Source organism: Caulobacter sp. 05L422 (assembly GCF_056397765.1).
In genome coordinates this window covers 123,813-139,228 of sequence record NZ_JBFTOB010000003.1, presented here as the reverse complement: position 1 = coordinate 139,228, position 15,416 = coordinate 123,813, and the positions used below count along the sequence as shown (strand labels likewise).

The window sequence follows — 15,416 nt, the reverse complement described above, 5'->3', positions numbered from 1 at the left end:
CCCTCATGGCGCTCTCGTTTTCCCAGACTTTCGTCCGCGCCGATATGGCCTCGGCCGGCGACGCCTTGGCTCGGACGGCTCTCCTCGCGATCGACGGCTCCGTCGACCCGGATGAGCCGGACGCGCCCGGTCCGGTCGGCCCCGGCGAAGGCCCCGCCCCCCTTCAGCCCGGCGAGGATCCCAATGATCCAGACCTGCCGGCCTTCCCCGGCGAAGGCGGCGTAGCGATACCCGACGACCCAGACGATCCCGAGGGCCCGGATGCTCCGGATGGCCCTCCCGCACCGCCGCCCACGCCCGAACCGCCCGAACCGCCCGAGGAGGGCGGGGAAGTTCCCGGCGAGGGAGAGTAGGTCCCGGCGAGGAGGCTTGAAGTCCCACGCCTCCTCGCCCCGGCCTCTTGGCCGGGGCGAGGAGGATGCGGTCTGGGACAGGTCGAGGATCGCGCGAACTGGCCGGCCCCACGCCGGCTTCCCAGCCGCTTTCCGGATGAACAACCTTCCTAGCGTCGACGCTTAACGCCCGGCCGGACGATCCACGTTGAAGCGGATCGTCGAGGACACCGGGCAGCCGTCGACGCTGCGCAGTACGGTCAGGGTGTGGTTGGCGGGCGGCAGGTCGCCCAGGCGCTGGACCTTGGACTCGACGGCGAGCGGAGGCTGATCGACCTGCTGCACGCCCGTCTCCCGGCAGGCCGCCTGCTTGCGGATCGCCTCCATGGCCTCTTCCTTGGCGGTGTAGACAGCAACGCTTCCCCGAAACGGCGGCATCGCGGAGCGCGATACGGGCGGCGGCGCGGCCTGGACCGCGGCGGCCAGCAGCAGAGCGGACAAAAGCATGGCGGGGCTCCGTTTCCGAGACCCCGCCACTCTACGTTCGGTCGAGCGCGAGCGCCCGTTAAATCGGCGACAGAAGCCTTAGGCTTGCATCGTCCAGCCTTCGACGGCCATCGAGGCCTGACGGAAGGCCTCCGAGCGGGTCGGGTGCGGGTGGCAGGTGCGGGCCACGTCTTCCGACGAGCCGCCGAACTCCATCGCCACGCAGATCTCGGCGATCATGTCGCCGACGTTGGGACCCACGGCGTGGGCGCCCAGGATGCGGTCGGTCTTGGCGTCGGCCAGCACCTTCACGAAGCCGTCGGTCTCGTGGTTGATCTTTGCGCGGCTGTTGGCCAGGAACGGGAACTTGCCGACCTTGTAGGCGACGCCCGCGGCCTTGAGGTCCTCCTCGGTCTTACCGACCGTGGCGACTTCCGGCTTGGTGTAGATGACGCCCGGGATGATGTCGTAGTTCACGTGACCGGCCTTGCCGGCGATCAACTCCATGCAGGCCACGGCCTCGTCCTCGGCCTTGTGGGCCAGCATCGGGCCGCTGGTCACGTCGCCGATGACCCAGACGCCCGGCGCCGAGGTCTTGTAGTGGTCGTTGGCGATCATGCCGCGCTTGTCGACCTCGATGCCGACCGTCTCCAGGCCCAGACCCTGGGTGAACGGACGACGGCCGATGGCCACCAACACGTAGTCGGCCTGCAGGGTCTCGGCGTCGCCGCCGGCGGCCGGCTCGACAGTCACCTGGACCTGCTTGTCGCCGGCGGTCGCGCCGGTGATCTTCGAGCCCAGCTTGAACTTGAAGCCCTGCTTGGTCAGGATCTTCTGGAAGGCGGTGGCCACCTCGGTGTCGGTGCCCGGGATGATGCGGTCCAGATATTCGACCACCGTCACTTCGGCGCCCAGGCGCTTCCAGACCGAGCCCAGTTCCAGGCCGATGACGCCGGCGCCGACCACGATCAGGCTCTTGGGCACGTCGGGCAGGCTCAGCGCGCCGGTCGAGTCGACGATGCGCTTGTTGTCGATGGTCACGCCCGGCAGCGGGGTGGGCTCAGAGCCGGTGGCGATGACGATGTTCTTGGTCTCGAGGACGGTTTCCGTGCCGTCCTCGGCCTTCACGACCACCTTGCCGGGTCCGTCGATGCGGCCCCAGCCCTTGATGTAGTCGACCTTGTTCTTCTTCATCAGGAACTCGACGCCCTTGGTCAGGGCTTCGACGCTCTCGGCCTTCTGGGCCATCATCTGGGGCAGGTTCAGCTTCGGCTTGACCTCGATGCCCAGCTTGGCGAACTCGCCGCCGCTGGCGGCTTCGAACATCTCCGAGGCGTGCAGCAGGGCCTTGGACGGCATGCAGCCGACGTTCAGGCAGGTGCCGCCCAGCTTGCCGCGTCCTTCGACGATGGCGGTCTTCAGACCCAGCTGCCCGGCGCGGATCGCGCCGTTGTAGCCGCCGGGGCCGCCCCCGATGATGACGACGTCGTATTGAGCCATGGATCTTCGCCTTGAGACGCGCCACGTTCGGCGCCGGACAGAAAATGGGGCCTGTCCCCCGGTTTCCCAAGGGTGATGGGCGCGGGTACTCCTAGCGTCTCTGCCTTAAGGATCAACCCAACAGGTGCGTTAAAAAGGCGCGTTCGTGCGGTCTTGCGCGATTCCGCCCCGACGATCGGCGCGCGCGCCGGACGGAGGGTCTAGCGAAGCGCCGACGTCCCGCCCGCGATATAGCTCAGCCAGGCCCAGACGATGACCAGGAGGCTGAGGAGGCTGATCGCGGTCAGCGCGACGACCACGCCCGTCACGGCGGCATGTCGACGCCGCCCGACCACCAGCAGCCCGCCGGCCCAACCCAGCAGAAGCGCCAGGACCAGGGCCAGGCCGGTGCGGGCGGCCCCGACAGCCGGCGCGGCCGGGCGGGGCGGGATCGGCTCGTCGTCCTCGGGCTCTTCCGGAGGCGGCGCACCCGCTCGGAGCTCGCCGATCAGGGCCTTGGCCTCGGCCGCCTGGTCCTCGGGCGCCCAGAGGCGGAAGCCGCCCATGGCGATGGTCATGATGAAGTCGGCCCCGCCCCAGTACTCGTTCTGCACCAGCACCTGCACGCCCTCGGCCCGCAGGCGCGAGGCGGCGATCTGGGCTTCGGTCAGGTCGGCGAACCGGGCGATTTCCTTCAGGCTCATGCGAGGCCTCCGTGACCGAAGCCTGACCGAGAAACGCCGCGACCTCAAGGATGCGGCGGCGAGACCTCGTACCGGGCCGCCAGGACCCGGGTGATCGGGCCTTCGTTGGTGGCGAACCACAGGCCGTTCGCCTCCCGCAGGTCACCGTCGCGCAGGTCCGGATGCTCGAACGGCGCGGCCAGGATCAGGGTCGGCAGGTTCTGATGCGCCTCGCCCAGCAGGTCGACCACCGGACGGCGCGGGCGCTCATAGGGCAGGTAGGCGATGTCCAGCTGAGCGCGCACCGCCGGATAGTAGCCCAGGAACCCTTCCACCGCCGCGCAGGCCATGCAGAACCACGGCCGGTCCTGGTCGATCCAGTCGGGGCGGAGCAGGAACAGGCGGTCTTTCATGAGGCGGACTCCAGAGCGGACGCGGCGAACCGCTTGCGATACTCGGCCGGGGTGACCCCGACATGGCGCGCGAAGGCCCGGCGCAGGGTGTCGGGGTCGGAAAAGCCGCAGCGCGCGGCGACCTGCTTGGGCGGCTCGCTCCCGGTTTCCAGCAGGCGTCGCGCCGCCGTCACCCGCACGGTCTCGATCCACGAGGCCGGGGTGACGCCGACCTCTTCGCGGAACACCCGGGCGAAGTGGCGGGGGCTGAGGCCCATCCGGCGGGCCAGGCTGGTCACGTCGTGGTCCTCGGCCGGGTTGGCGGCGACCCAGCGCTGCACCGCCTGCAGGGCCGAGCGGCCCGCGGGCGCGGCCTCGCCATGGCGGCTGAACTGCATCTGGCCGCCGGGCCGCTTGAAGAACATCACCAGCTGGGCGGCGACCTTCAGGGCGATCTCGCGACCCAGGTCCTCCTCGACCAGGGCCAGGGCCAGGTCGAGGCCCGCCGTGACGCCGGCGGCGGTGCGCAGCGCCCCGTCACGAACGTGGATGGCGTCGGCCTCGACCATGACCGACGGAAAGGCCAGGGCCAGCTGCTCGGCCACGGCCCAGTGGGTGGTGACCCGCCGTCCGTCCAGCAGGCCGGCGGCGCCCAGCAGGAAGGCCCCGCTGCACACCGAGCCGTGGCGGCGGCTTTTCGCGGCGGCGGCCCGCAGCCAGTCGCCAACCGCCGGATCCAGCCGCGTCTCGGCCGCCTTGGGCGCGCCCGCGACCAGCAGGGTGTCGATCACGCCCCAGTCGGCCGCGTCCCAAGCCTCGCCGATCACGTGGTCGGCCAGCAGCCGCACGCCGGATGAACTGCGGACGGCGCGGCCCTCCGACGAGACCACGCAGGGCCGGTAGACCGTCCGGCCCGTCTGGGCGTTGGCCTCGGCGAAGACGTCCAGGGGACCGGACACGTCCAGCAGCTGCACGCCGGGCACGGCGAGGATGGCGATCGTCCGGGTCATGCGCGCCTCCTGTCCTGATCGGCGGCCGAATGGCAGAAATCGTCGCTTCACGTAAATAGCAGACATCGCCACGCGCGCCTAGCGTCCGGTCATCAGCCCCGCAGCCCGGGCCAACCCAGGACCAAGCCCATGACGATCGACACCGTGGCCATTCCCGACAGCCGTCTCGCCCGCCAGATCACCGAGCTGGTGCGCGACACCGAGACGCCCCTGCTCTTCCACCATTCCAGCCGGGTCTACTACTTCGCGGCCCTGGCCGGGCTGCGTCGCAGCCTGACCTTCGACCGCGAGCTGCTCTACGCCGGGGCGATGTTCCACGACATGGGGCTGACCCATCAGCACAGCAGCGCCCACGAGCGGTTCGAGGTCGACGGCGCCAACGCCGCCCGCGACTTCCTGCGCGGCCAGGGTCTGTCGCCGCATGACATCGACACGGTGTGGACCGCGATCGCCCTGCACACCACGCCGGGCATCCCCCAGCACATGCACCCGGTCGTCGCCCTGGTCACCGCCGGGGTCGAGATGGACGTGCTGGGCCTGGACTTCGAAGGGTTCGGCGACGCCGACCGCGAGGCCGTGGTCCGCGCCCACCCGCGCGACGACCACTTCAAGGAAGACATCCTCCAGGCCTTCTACGACGGCATCAAGCACAAGCCGGACACCACCTTCGGCAACGTGAAGGCCGACGTCCTGGCCGACAAGGACCCGCACTTCCACCGCGGGAACTTCTGCAGCGTCATCCGCGGCTCGCGCTGGCCGGGGTGAACGCACAGCTTCCAGGCAACAAAAAAGGGGCCGCTCGCGCGGCCCCTTTTCCGTTCGTCTTGTCGGAGCGACTAGAGCTCCAGCAGCAGGCGCTGCGGGTCTTCCAGGGCTTCCTTGACCTTCACCAGGAAGGTCACCGCGCCTTGGCCGTCGACCACGCGGTGGTCGTAGCTGAGCGCCAGGTACATCATCGGGCGGACCTCGATCTTGCCGCCGACCACCATGGCCCGCTCCTTGATCGCGTGCATGCCCAGGATGCCCGACTGCGGCGCGTTGAGGATCGGGGTCGACATCAGCGAGCCGTAGATGCCGCCGTTGGTGATGGTGAAGGTGCCGCCCTGCATGTCCTCGATGGCCAGCTGGCCGTCGCGGGCCTTCTTGCCCAGGGCGCCGATGGCCTTCTCGATCTCGGCCAGGCTCAGTTGGTCGGCGTCACGCACGACCGGAACGACCAGGCCCTTGTCGGTGCCGACGGCCACGCCGATGTCGTAGTGGTTCTTGTAGACGATGTCGGTCCCGTCGATCTCGGCGTTGACGTCCGGCACGGCCTTCAGGGCGGCGACGACCGCCTTGGTGAAGAACGACATGAAGCCCAGCTTCACGCCGTGCTTCTTTTCAAAGACGTCCTTGTAGGAATTGCGCAGGGCCATCACCGCGCTCATGTCGACCTCGTTGAAGGTCGTCAGCATGGCGGCGTTGTTCTGGGCTTCCTTCAGGCGACGGGCGATCGTCTGACGCAGGCGCGTCATCTTCACGCGCTCTTCGCGCTCGTGGATCGGACGCGGCGCGGCCGGGGCGGCGGCCGGAGCCGGGGCGTTGGCGCGGGCTTCCAGGGCGGCCAGGGCGTCGCCCTTGGTCACCCGGCCGTCCTTGCCCGAGCCCGCGACCTTCGACAGGTCCAGGTTGTTCTCGGCGGCGATGCGGGCCGGAGCCGGGCTGACCGGCGCGGCGGCGGCCGGAGCCGGAGCCGGAGCCGGAGCGGGCGCGAGAGCGGGAGCGGCGGCCGGAGCCGGCGCGGGGGCCGGAGCAGCGGCGGCGGCCGGAGCAGCCGGAGCGGCGGTCGCGGCGCCGCCTTCGGTCACCACGCCCAGCACCGTACCGGGCACCACGGTCGCGCCTTCCTCGGCGGCGATCGAGGCCAGGACGCCGTCGGCCGGAGCCACGACTTCAAGGCTGACCTTGTCGGTTTCCAGCTCGACGAGCAGTTCGTCCTTCTTCACCGCCTCCCCGGCCTTCTTGGTCCAGCGGGCCACCGTCGCTTCGGTGACGGATTCGCCGAGGGCGGGGGTCATGATGTCGGCCATGTGGGGTTCCGATGTCTCTTGTTTGGTCCGGCGGGTTCAGTTCAGGGCCTAAGCGAAGCGATCAGGCGAAGGCTTCGTTCAGGAAGGTCTCGAGTTCTCTCATGTGGCGGCTCATCATGCCGGCGGCCGTGGAGGCCGAGGCCGGACGGCCGACGTAGCGGGCGCGCTTGGCCTTCACGTCGAGCTTGGCCAGGCTGAGCTCCAGCCACGGATCGACGAAGGTCCAGCCGCCCATGTTCTTGGGTTCTTCCTGACACCAAACGAGTTCGGCGTTCTTGAACCTTCCGAGCACGGCCAGCACCGACTTCAGAGGCCACGGATAGAACTGCTCCAGGCGCACGATGTAGACGTCGTCGCGGCCGGCCTTGGCCCGGGCGTCGATCAGGTCGAAATAGACCTTGCCCGAGCAGGCGATGACGCGGGTGATCTTGTCGTCGCTCTTCAGCTTGATGCCGCCGACGTCGCAGTTGGCTTCGGCGCCGTCGATCATCACGCGGTGGAAGCTGGAGCCCTCGGCCATGTCAGCCAGGTTCGAGACCGCCTTCTTGTGACGCAGCAGGCTCTTGGGCGTCATGACGATCAAGGGCTTGCGGAACTCGCGGTGCATCTGGCGACGCAGGGCGTGGAAGTAGTTGGCCGGGGTGGTGCAGTTGACCACCTGCATGTTGTCTTCCGCGCACGACTGCAGGAAGCGCTCGAGGCGCGCCGAGCTGTGCTCGGGGCCCTGGCCTTCGTAGCCGTGCGGCAGCAGCATGGTCAGGCCGCTCATCCGCAGCCACTTGCGCTCGCCCGAGCTGATGAACTGGTCGATGACCACCTGGGCGCCGTTCACGAAGTCGCCGAACTGGCCTTCCCACAGGGTCATGGTGTTCGGGTCGGCCAGCGAGAAGCCGTATTCGAAGCCCAGCACCGCCTCTTCCGACAGGGCCGAGTCGATGACCTCGTAGTGGGCCTGGCCGGGGCGGATGTTATTCAGCGGCGTAAAGTGCTCTTCGGTCGTCTGGTCGATGATGTCCGAATGGCGCTGGGTGAAGGTGCCGCGCACGCTGTCCTGGCCGGACAGGCGGACGGGGAAGCCCTCGTCGAGCAGGGTGGCGAACGCCAGATGCTCGGCGGTGCCCCAGTCGATGTTCTCGCCCTTCTCGATCGCCTCGCGACGGTTCTCGATCACGCGCTTGACGGTCTTGTGGGCGTTGATGCGGTCCGGAATGGTCGTGATCTGGCGACCGATCTCCAGCAGCCGGGTCTTGGCGACGTCGGTCTTGCCCTTGCGCTCTTCGTCGCCGGGCAGGGCCAGACCCTTCCACTTGCCGTCCAGCCAGTCGGCCTTGTTGGCCTTGTAGCCCTTGCCGGCTTCGAACTCGTTGTCGAGGAAGGTCTCGAACTCGCTGACCCAGCCGTCGACTTCGCCCTGGGTGGCGACGCCCTCGCCGACCAGGCGCTGGCTGTAGAGTTCGCGGGTCGAGATGTGGTCCTTGATCTTGGCGTACATCAAGGGCGAGGTCATCGTCGGGTCGTCACCTTCGTTGTGACCGAACCGGCGATAGCAGAACATGTCGATGACCACGTCCTTGCCGAACATCTGGCGATATTCGGTGGCGACCTTGGCCGCGAAGACCACGGCTTCGGGGTCGTCGCCGTTCACGTGGAAGATCGGGGCTTCGACCATCAGCGCCACGTCCGACGGATAGGGCGAGCTGCGCGAATAGCGCGGGCTGGTCGTGAAGCCGATCTGGTTGTTGACGATGAAGTGGATGGTGCCGCCCGTGCGGTAGCCCTTCAGGCCCGACAGGGTGAAGCACTCGGCCACCACGCCCTGGCCCGCGAAGGCCGCGTCGCCGTGCAGCAGCAGCGGCAGCACGTGGCCGCGGCCGGCGTCCGGCTGCTCGCGCAGGGTGAAGGCCTGCTTGGCGCGGGCCTTGCCGATCACCACCGGATTGACGATTTCCAGGTGCGAGGGGTTGGCGGTCAGCGACAGGTGGACCTTGTTGTCGTCGAACTCGCGGTCCGACGAAGCGCCCATGTGGTACTTCACGTCGCCCGAACCCTCGATGTCCGAGGGCACCGATGAGCCGCCCTGGAACTCGTGGAAGATGACGTGATAGGGCTTGCCCATCACGGCGGCCAGGGTGTTCAGGCGGCCGCGGTGCGGCATGCCGATGACGATTTCCTTCACGCCCAGCGCGCCGCCGCGCTTGATGATCTGTTCCAGCGCGGGGATGCAGGCCTCGCCGCCGTCCAGACCGAAGCGCTTGGTGCCGGGGAAGCGCTTGTGCAGGAAGCGTTCGAAGCCCTCGGCCTCGATCAGCTTCTTCAGGATGGCGACCTTGCCCTCCTTGGAGAACACGATTTCCTTGTCGCGGCCCTCGATGCGCTCCTGCAGCCAGGCCTTCTCGGTCGGATCCGAGATGTGCATGTACTGCACGCCGACGTTGTCGCAGTAGGTGCGGCGCAGGATCGACAGGATCTCGCGGATCGTCGAGGTCTCCATGCCCAGCACGAAGTCCAGGAAGATCGGACGGTCGTAGTCGGCTTCCGAGAAGCCGTAGGTCGACGGATCCAGCTCGGGGGCCGAGGTCTTGGGTTCAAGGCCCAGCGGGTCGAGATTGGCGGCCAGGTGGCCGCGCATCCGGTAGGCCCGGATCATCATGATGGCGCGCAGGCTGTCCAGCGTGGCGGCGCGGACGGCTTCGGCGGAAGTGCCGGGAGCCTTGGCCTCGATGGCCTTGGTCATCTTGGCTTCGACGGCGGGGGCCACGGTCGGCCACTGGCCGTCGAGGGCCGACAGCCACTCGGGACGGACGGTCGGCGCCTGGCGGGGCGTCCAGGTCGGGTCCTGCGCGGCGCGCTTGACTTGGTCGGCCTGGTCCGAGAGCGTGGCGAAGAAGGCGCCCCAAGAAGGCTCGACCGATCCAGGGTTCTCCGCCCACCGGGCATAGAGATCTTCCACGAACGCCGCATTGGCGCCGTAGAGGAACGAGGTCTCGGTCAAGACCTGATTGATGATGCCTGCGTCGTCCGCCATCGTCTTTGCCTTACGATCCTTTTACGCCACCGCTAACCGCGTTGCGTAAATATAGTCTCTCAATCACCGGGCGCCCGTAGAACGAACGGGGCCCAGGTGATTTTTTCGGATCGTCGACTGGCGGTCGCAAAAAACCTGGGCCCCGCGCGGGGCGGGGTTTCGGTGTCGTGATTAGCCTTTGAGCACCTCGAGGAGGGTCTCGCCCAGCTTGGCCGGCGACGGCGAGACGCGGATGCCCGCGGCTTCCATCGCGGCGATCTTGTCTTCAGCGCCGCCCTTGCCGCCCGAGATGATCGCGCCGGCGTGGCCCATGTGACGGCCGGGAGGGGCCGTGCGGCCGGCGATGAAGCCGACCATGGGCTTCTTGCGGCCGCGCTTGGCTTCGTCCGCCAGGAACTGGGCGGCTTCTTCCTCGGCCGAGCCGCCGATCTCGCCGATCATGACGATCGACTTGGTGGCTTCGTCGGCCAGGAACAGTTCGAGGATGTCGATGAACTCGGTGCCCTTGACCGGGTCGCCGCCGATGCCGACGGCCGTGGTCTGGCCGAGGCCCGCGTTCGTGGTCTGGAACACAGCTTCGTAGGTCAGGGTGCCCGAGCGCGAAACGACGCCGACCGAGCCGTTCGAGAAGATCGAACCCGGCATGATGCCGATCTTGCACTGGTTCGGGGTCAGGACGCCGGGGCAGTTCGGGCCGATCAGGCGCGACTTGCTGCCTTGCAGGGCCTTCTTCACCTTGACCATGTCCAGCACCGGGATGCCTTCGGTGATGCAGATGATCAGCGGGATTTCCGCGTCGATGGCTTCCAGGATCGAGTCGGCCGCGAAGGGAGGCGGGACGTAGATCGCGGTGGCGTCGGCGCCGGTGACTTCGCGGGCTTCGCCGACCGTGTCGAACACCGGCAGGCCGATGTGGGTCTGGCCGCCTTTGCCCGGGGTCACGCCGCCGACCATCTTGGTGCCGTAGGCGATCGCCTGTTCCGAGTGGAACGTGCCCTGGGCGCCGGTGATGCCCTGGCAGATGACCTTGGTTTCAGAACCGATGAGGATGGACATGAGAGTTACGCAGCCCCTTTGACAGCGGCGACGATCTTCTCGGCCCCGTCCGACAGGTCGTTGGCGGCGATGACGTTCAGGCCGCTTTCCGAAATGATTTTCTTGCCGAGTTCGACGTTGGTGCCTTCCAGGCGCACGACCAGCGGAACCTTCAGGCCCACTTCCTTCACGGCGGCGATGACGCCTTCCGCGATGATGTCGCAGCGCATGATGCCGCCGAAGATGTTGACCAGGATGCCCTTCACGGACGGGTCGGAGGTGATGATCTTGAAGGCCGCGGTGACCTTCTCCTTGCTGGCGCCGCCGCCGACATCCAGGAAGTTGGCCGGCTCGGCGCCGTACAGCTTGATGATGTCCATGGTGGCCATGGCCAGGCCAGCGCCGTTGACCATGCAGCCGATTTCGCCTTCCAGGGCGATGTAGGCCAGGTCGTACTTCGAGGCTTCAATTTCCTTGGGGTCTTCTTCGCTCTCGTCGCGCAGGGCGCGGATGTCCGGGTGGCGGAACAGCGAGTTGCCGTCGAACGACAGCTTGGCGTCCAGGACCCGCAGGTGCTCGTCCTCGGTGACGATCAGCGGGTTGATCTCCAGCATGGCCATGTCCTTGGCCAGGAACGCCGTATAGAGCTGGGTGAGCAGCGTGGCGGCTTCCTTGGCCAGGCCGCCGGTCAGGCCCAGGGCCTTGGCCAGGGCGCGGGCGTGGGTCGGCCACACGCCGGTCGCCGGGTCGATCGAGAAGCTATGGATCTTTTCGGGAGTGGCGTGGGCCACGTCCTCGATGTCCATGCCGCCTTCGGTCGAGGCGACCACCGAAACCATCGAGGTCTCGCGGTCGACCAGCAGCGACAGGTAGAATTCCTTGGCGATCGCCGCGCCTTCTTCGATGTAGAGGCGGTTGACCTGCTTGCCCTTGGGACCGGTCTGGTGGGTCACCAGCACGCGGCCGAGCATTTCCTCGGCCGAAGCCTTGACGTCGGCGACCGACTTGACGACGCGGACGCCGCCCTTGGCGTCGGGGCCCAAGCCCTCGAACTTGCCCTTGCCACGGCCACCGGCGTGGATCTGGGACTTCACGACGAACACCGGTCCGCCCAGCTTTTCAGCGGCGGCGACGGCTTCCTCTGGCGTGAAGGCGGCGTAACCGCGCGGAACTGGAGCGCCGAACTCAGCGAGGACGGCTTTGGCTTGGTGTTCGTGGATGTTCATGAGGGACCGGTCTCGACGACGGCTTCTGAAATTGTGGCCGGGTTATAGGAGCGTGATTTCGCAGGCGCAACCGCGCTTGGACCGATTGTTCCGCCTATCTGAAAAAGTGGGCCTAACTGGCGCAACCCCGGAACTACTTGGACTTTTTCACCGAACGCTGAGTTCCCAGGGGTCAAGCCGCCCCTTCCTCGCCACGAAAAAAGGTACCGCTACCACTCGCAGCGCCGAATGACAGCCTTGTCATGCCCCTGGCTCGACCGTGAATGGCCGCTCACTTCACCGTCGCGGTGGCCCGCCGCTCGAGTTTTCCCCAGCCCACGCGCCCGCCCCGCGCGGCGGTCAGCACCGATTTGACCACCACATAGTACATCAACTGCCGGTAGCCGAAGCGCTGCACCGGCAGGTACGGCAGGTCGGCCCACGGGGCGCGCTTCTCCAGCGCCATGCCCAGGGCGCCGGCCGACAGGTCGACCAGGATGAACACCGCCCAATAGAGCAGGCCGCGGATCGTGTCGTCGGGCGACCACTCCACCGGGTGGGCGATCACGCCGTAGAGACCCGAGATCAGGCTCCAGACCACCGCCAGGTCGACGAGCGGAGCCGCGACCGCCAGCAGGATCTGGAACAGCCAGATCTGCGGCAGGGCCACGAAGCCCAGGGCCGGGGTTTTGGGGTTGAACAGCGCCGCGCGGTGCTTCCACACGCACTGCAGGGTGCCGAACGACCAGCGGAAGCGCTGCTTGAGCAGGCCGCCCACGGTGTCGGGGGCCTCGGTGAAGGCCTGGGCCGAGGGATCGAAGGCCACCTTCCAGCCCGCCCGCTGGCACGCGATGGTCAGGTCCTGGTCCTCGGCCAGGGTGTCGGCCGGATAGCCGCCCAGGTCGTCGAGCACGCTCTTGCGCCAGGCCCCGACCGCGCCCGGCACCACGGTCACCGCGCCCAGGGTCGCCAGGGCGCGGCGCTCCAGGTTCTGCGCGGTGACATATTCCAGGGCCTGCCAGCGGGTGACCATGTTCACCCGGTTGCCGACGATGGCGTTGCCGGCCACCGCCCCGATCGTCGGGTCCTGGAACCAGCGCACGAGGCGCCCGATGGTCTTGGGCGGGAAAAGCGTGTCGGCGTCCAGGGCCACCACATACTCGCCCTTGGCCACGGCCAGGCCGCGATTGACCGCCCGCGCCTTGCCGCCGTTCTCGAAGCTCAGCAGCGTCACGCGCGGATTGTCGCCGTGAGCGCGGCGCACCTCGTCGGCGGTGTTGTCCTTGGAGCCGTCGTCGAGGACCAGGACCTCGATGTTCCGCCACTCGGACTCCAGGATCCGCGCCACCGAGGCGGCGATCACCTTCTCCTCGTTGAAGCAGGGGATCAGCACGCTGACCAGCGGACCGGTCTCGGGATCCAGGTTCTCGGGGCTCTGGTGCGTCCAGCGGTGGACCAGGGCCAGGCCCGCCAGGAACACCAGCCGCGCCAGGCCCAGGGCGATGGCGGTCAGGAACAGGCCGGTCAGCAACATCTTCAGGGTACGGAACAACCCAAAGCCGACGCGGTCCAGCCCCAAGGCCACCGGGTCGCGGTCGCTGATCGGCATCACCTGGGCCGGGCTCATGCCGGCCAGTTCGCCGACCGTGACCAGCCGGTAGCCGCGCGCGCGGATGGCGTCGATCAGGCCCGGCAGGGCGGCCACCGTGCGCGAGCGGTCGCCGCCGGCGTCGTGCAGCAGCACCACCTGACCCGGCCGGTCGCCGGGATGGTCCAGGCGCTCCAGGGTGCGGTCGATGATCGTCTGCGGCGTCGGCTTCTGCCAGTCGTCGGGGTCGATCCGTAGGCCCACGACCAAGTAGCCCAGGGTCTGGGCGATCACGAGCGGGGCCACCTCGTGCGGGGTCGACGGCTCGGCGTCGCCGAAGAACGGCGGCCGGAACAGGCGCATCGAGCGGCCGGTGATCACCTCGAACAGGCGCTGGGTGGCGTTCAGCTCGACGTCGGTCTGGGCGATCGGCGTCTCGCCGATATTGGGGTGGGTCCAGGTGTGGCTGCCCACGTCATGGCCCTCGGCGACCTCGCGCTTCACCAGGTCGGGCCGGGTCTGCATGTTCTCGCCGATCACGAAGAAGGTGGCCGGGGCGTTCTTCTTCTTGAGGATGTCGAGGATCTTGGGCGTCCAGCGCGCGTCGGGGCCGTCGTCGAAGGTCAGGGCCACCAGGCCCGGCTTCTGGCCGTAGCGCTCGATCACGTACGAGCTGGGCAGGGTCGTGTAGGCCTGGTCGGCGATCAAGCCGGTGTCGGGATCGAACTCCAGGGTCCGCTTGCCGGGGCTGGGCAGGCCTTCGACGCGCAGCACCTCGCCGCCGCCGTCGAAATCGACGCTGGTCCCGCTGGGAATGTGGGTCAGGCCGGCGGCCGAGGCCTGGCCGTAGGGCTTGCCCAGCACGCTCCAGACGCCCGGATCCTCCATGCCCATCCGCCACAGGCCGTAGCCGCGCGGCTTCCATTCGTCGGTGACCTTGATCTCGTTGAACAGGGTCGTGGCGTCCAGGAACCAGACCTCGTGGCTGTCGCCGCTGTCGTCGACATAGTCGTAAGTCGGGTTCAGGGCGTCGTCGTCCATGTCGATGGTCGCGCCGGCGTCCTGGGCGTTGCGCATGGCTTCATGGAACGTGACCGGCGAACCCGAGGCGGCCTTGCCGTTCTTGTTCAGGGTCCAGTCGTAGCCATAGGCGCCCAGGGCCATGATCGTGCGGGCGGGATCCAGCTTGGCGAACCGCTTGGCCAACTCGCCCTCGTACCAGTCCTGGCCGGCGTTGGGCCCGGCGTCGCCGCCGCCATAGTGCTGGTCGTAGGCCATCAGGACCAGGGTGTCGGACGCGTCCTGCAGCGCCTTCAGCGGCCAGTCCTGTCCGTCGAACGGCGCGGTGACCCAGACCTCGCGGCCCTGCGGCTTCAGCACCGCCCGGGCCTCGTCCAGCAGCTTGGGATAGTTCGCCAGGCCCTTGGGCGACAGATTCTCCAGGTCGAAGACATAGCCGCCGTAGCCGCGCTTGACGGCCAGGTCGGCCAGGCCCGCGATCAGCCTGGCCCGCGCCTTGGGATCGGCCAGCAGGGCGTCGCCCAGCGGTCCGTTGAAGGCGGCGTTGGCCGAGTTGTGCACCAGGGGCAGCACGGCCGGATGGTTGGAAGCGGCCGCGATCCGCGCCACGCCCTGCGGGTCGTCGTCCAGCGCGATGTCGCCGTCCGAGCCCCTCAGCGCCACCCACTGCGGCGAGACCACGTCCAGCTTGTCGATGTTGCGGCGCAGGGACTCGCGGGAGTCCTCGTCCCAGCTGACATAGAAGCCGACGCTGATCGGGCGGACCTGGGCCGAGCCTGTCGCGGCGGTCGGCCGGGGCACCTTGCGCCAGTCGAGGTTTGGCTTGAGCCGGTGCGCGGTCTCCTTGTGCAGGGACGACAGGACGTGCGGGTCCTTCAGGGTCACCGACGGCAGGCGCGGGGCGAAAGCCAGGGTGGCCAGGAAGGCCGCGACGATCGCCGCCAGGGCCGAGAGGGTGATCCCCAGGATCAGCCGCATCCGCCGGTCCCGCCGCCCGGTGGGGTCGTGGAAGATATGCCGGTCGTCACTGCCCATGGTCGCGGTCCCGCGTTCGTCAGCGGGCTCTTGTAACCTGAACGTGTCGGAACGGTG

General features: G+C 68.2%; 12 protein-coding genes. 2 read left to right on the top strand and 10 right to left on the bottom strand.

Going from position 1 to position 15,416, the window contains the following annotated elements:
• Positions 1-5 precede the first annotated feature (5 nt).
• Entirely contained in the window at positions 6-353 is a 348-nt protein-coding gene (locus AC1DMQ_RS04730; protein WP_477032392.1) for a hypothetical protein, read from the top strand.
• Positions 354-515: 162 nt separating this feature from the next.
• On the opposite strand, the gene AC1DMQ_RS04725 is transcribed toward AC1DMQ_RS04730, so the two are convergent.
• The 5 genes from AC1DMQ_RS04725 to AC1DMQ_RS04705 form a co-directional block, all read right to left on the bottom strand.
• On the bottom strand, positions 516-839 hold the full coding sequence (locus AC1DMQ_RS04725) for a hypothetical protein (protein WP_477032391.1): 324 nt from the start codon (positions 837-839) through the stop codon (positions 516-518).
• Positions 840-917: 78 nt separating this feature from the next.
• Positions 918-2,318 carry a dihydrolipoyl dehydrogenase gene (gene lpdA / locus AC1DMQ_RS04720; protein ID WP_477032390.1) on the bottom strand — a complete coding sequence of 467 codons (1,401 nt, stop codon included), beginning with the start codon at positions 2,316-2,318 and terminating at the stop codon, positions 918-920.
• 200 nt (positions 2,319-2,518) lie between these two features.
• Positions 2,519-3,001 carry a putative signal transducing protein gene (locus tag AC1DMQ_RS04715; RefSeq protein WP_477032389.1) on the bottom strand — a complete coding sequence of 161 codons (483 nt, stop codon included), beginning with the start codon at positions 2,999-3,001 and terminating at the stop codon, positions 2,519-2,521.
• 44 nt (positions 3,002-3,045) lie between these two features.
• A complete protein-coding gene (locus AC1DMQ_RS04710; RefSeq protein ID WP_477032388.1) occupies positions 3,046-3,393 on the bottom strand; it encodes a DUF3088 family protein in 348 nt (115 codons plus the stop codon).
• A complete protein-coding gene (locus AC1DMQ_RS04705; RefSeq protein WP_477032387.1) occupies positions 3,390-4,382 on the bottom strand; it encodes a GlxA family transcriptional regulator in 993 nt (330 codons plus the stop codon). The genes AC1DMQ_RS04710 and AC1DMQ_RS04705 overlap by 4 nt, the downstream gene beginning before the upstream one ends.
• A 129-nt stretch (positions 4,383-4,511) precedes the next feature.
• Here AC1DMQ_RS04705 and AC1DMQ_RS04700 point away from each other — a divergent pair, with 129 nt between their 5' ends.
• Positions 4,512-5,147 (top strand): HD domain-containing protein, encoded by a 636-nt coding sequence (locus AC1DMQ_RS04700; RefSeq protein WP_477032386.1) that lies wholly within the window; start codon positions 4,512-4,514, stop codon positions 5,145-5,147.
• Between the two features lie 71 nt (positions 5,148-5,218).
• On the opposite strand, the gene odhB is transcribed toward AC1DMQ_RS04700, so the two are convergent.
• From odhB to AC1DMQ_RS04675, 5 genes are all read right to left on the bottom strand, one after another.
• A complete protein-coding gene (gene odhB / locus AC1DMQ_RS04695) occupies positions 5,219-6,451 on the bottom strand; it encodes a 2-oxoglutarate dehydrogenase complex dihydrolipoyllysine-residue succinyltransferase (protein ID WP_477032385.1) in 1,233 nt (410 codons plus the stop codon).
• Between the two features lie 61 nt (positions 6,452-6,512).
• Positions 6,513-9,476, bottom strand: a complete 2,964-nt coding sequence (locus tag AC1DMQ_RS04690) for a 2-oxoglutarate dehydrogenase E1 component (protein ID WP_477032384.1) — start codon at positions 9,474-9,476, stop codon at positions 6,513-6,515.
• 171 nt (positions 9,477-9,647) lie between these two features.
• Positions 9,648-10,532: a succinate--CoA ligase subunit alpha gene (sucD, locus tag AC1DMQ_RS04685; RefSeq protein WP_477032383.1), complete on the bottom strand. Its 885-nt coding sequence runs from the start codon at positions 10,530-10,532 to the stop codon at positions 9,648-9,650.
• Positions 10,533-10,537: 5 nt separating this feature from the next.
• The gene (sucC, locus tag AC1DMQ_RS04680; RefSeq protein ID WP_477032382.1) at positions 10,538-11,737 is read right to left on the bottom strand and encodes an ADP-forming succinate--CoA ligase subunit beta; all 1,200 of its coding nucleotides are present in this window, start codon (positions 11,735-11,737) and stop codon (positions 10,538-10,540) included.
• Positions 11,738-12,008: 271 nt separating this feature from the next.
• Positions 12,009-15,359, bottom strand: coding sequence for a glycosyltransferase (locus AC1DMQ_RS04675; RefSeq protein WP_477032381.1), 3,351 nt, complete (start codon positions 15,357-15,359; stop codon positions 12,009-12,011).
• Positions 15,360-15,416: the final 57 nt, after the last annotated feature.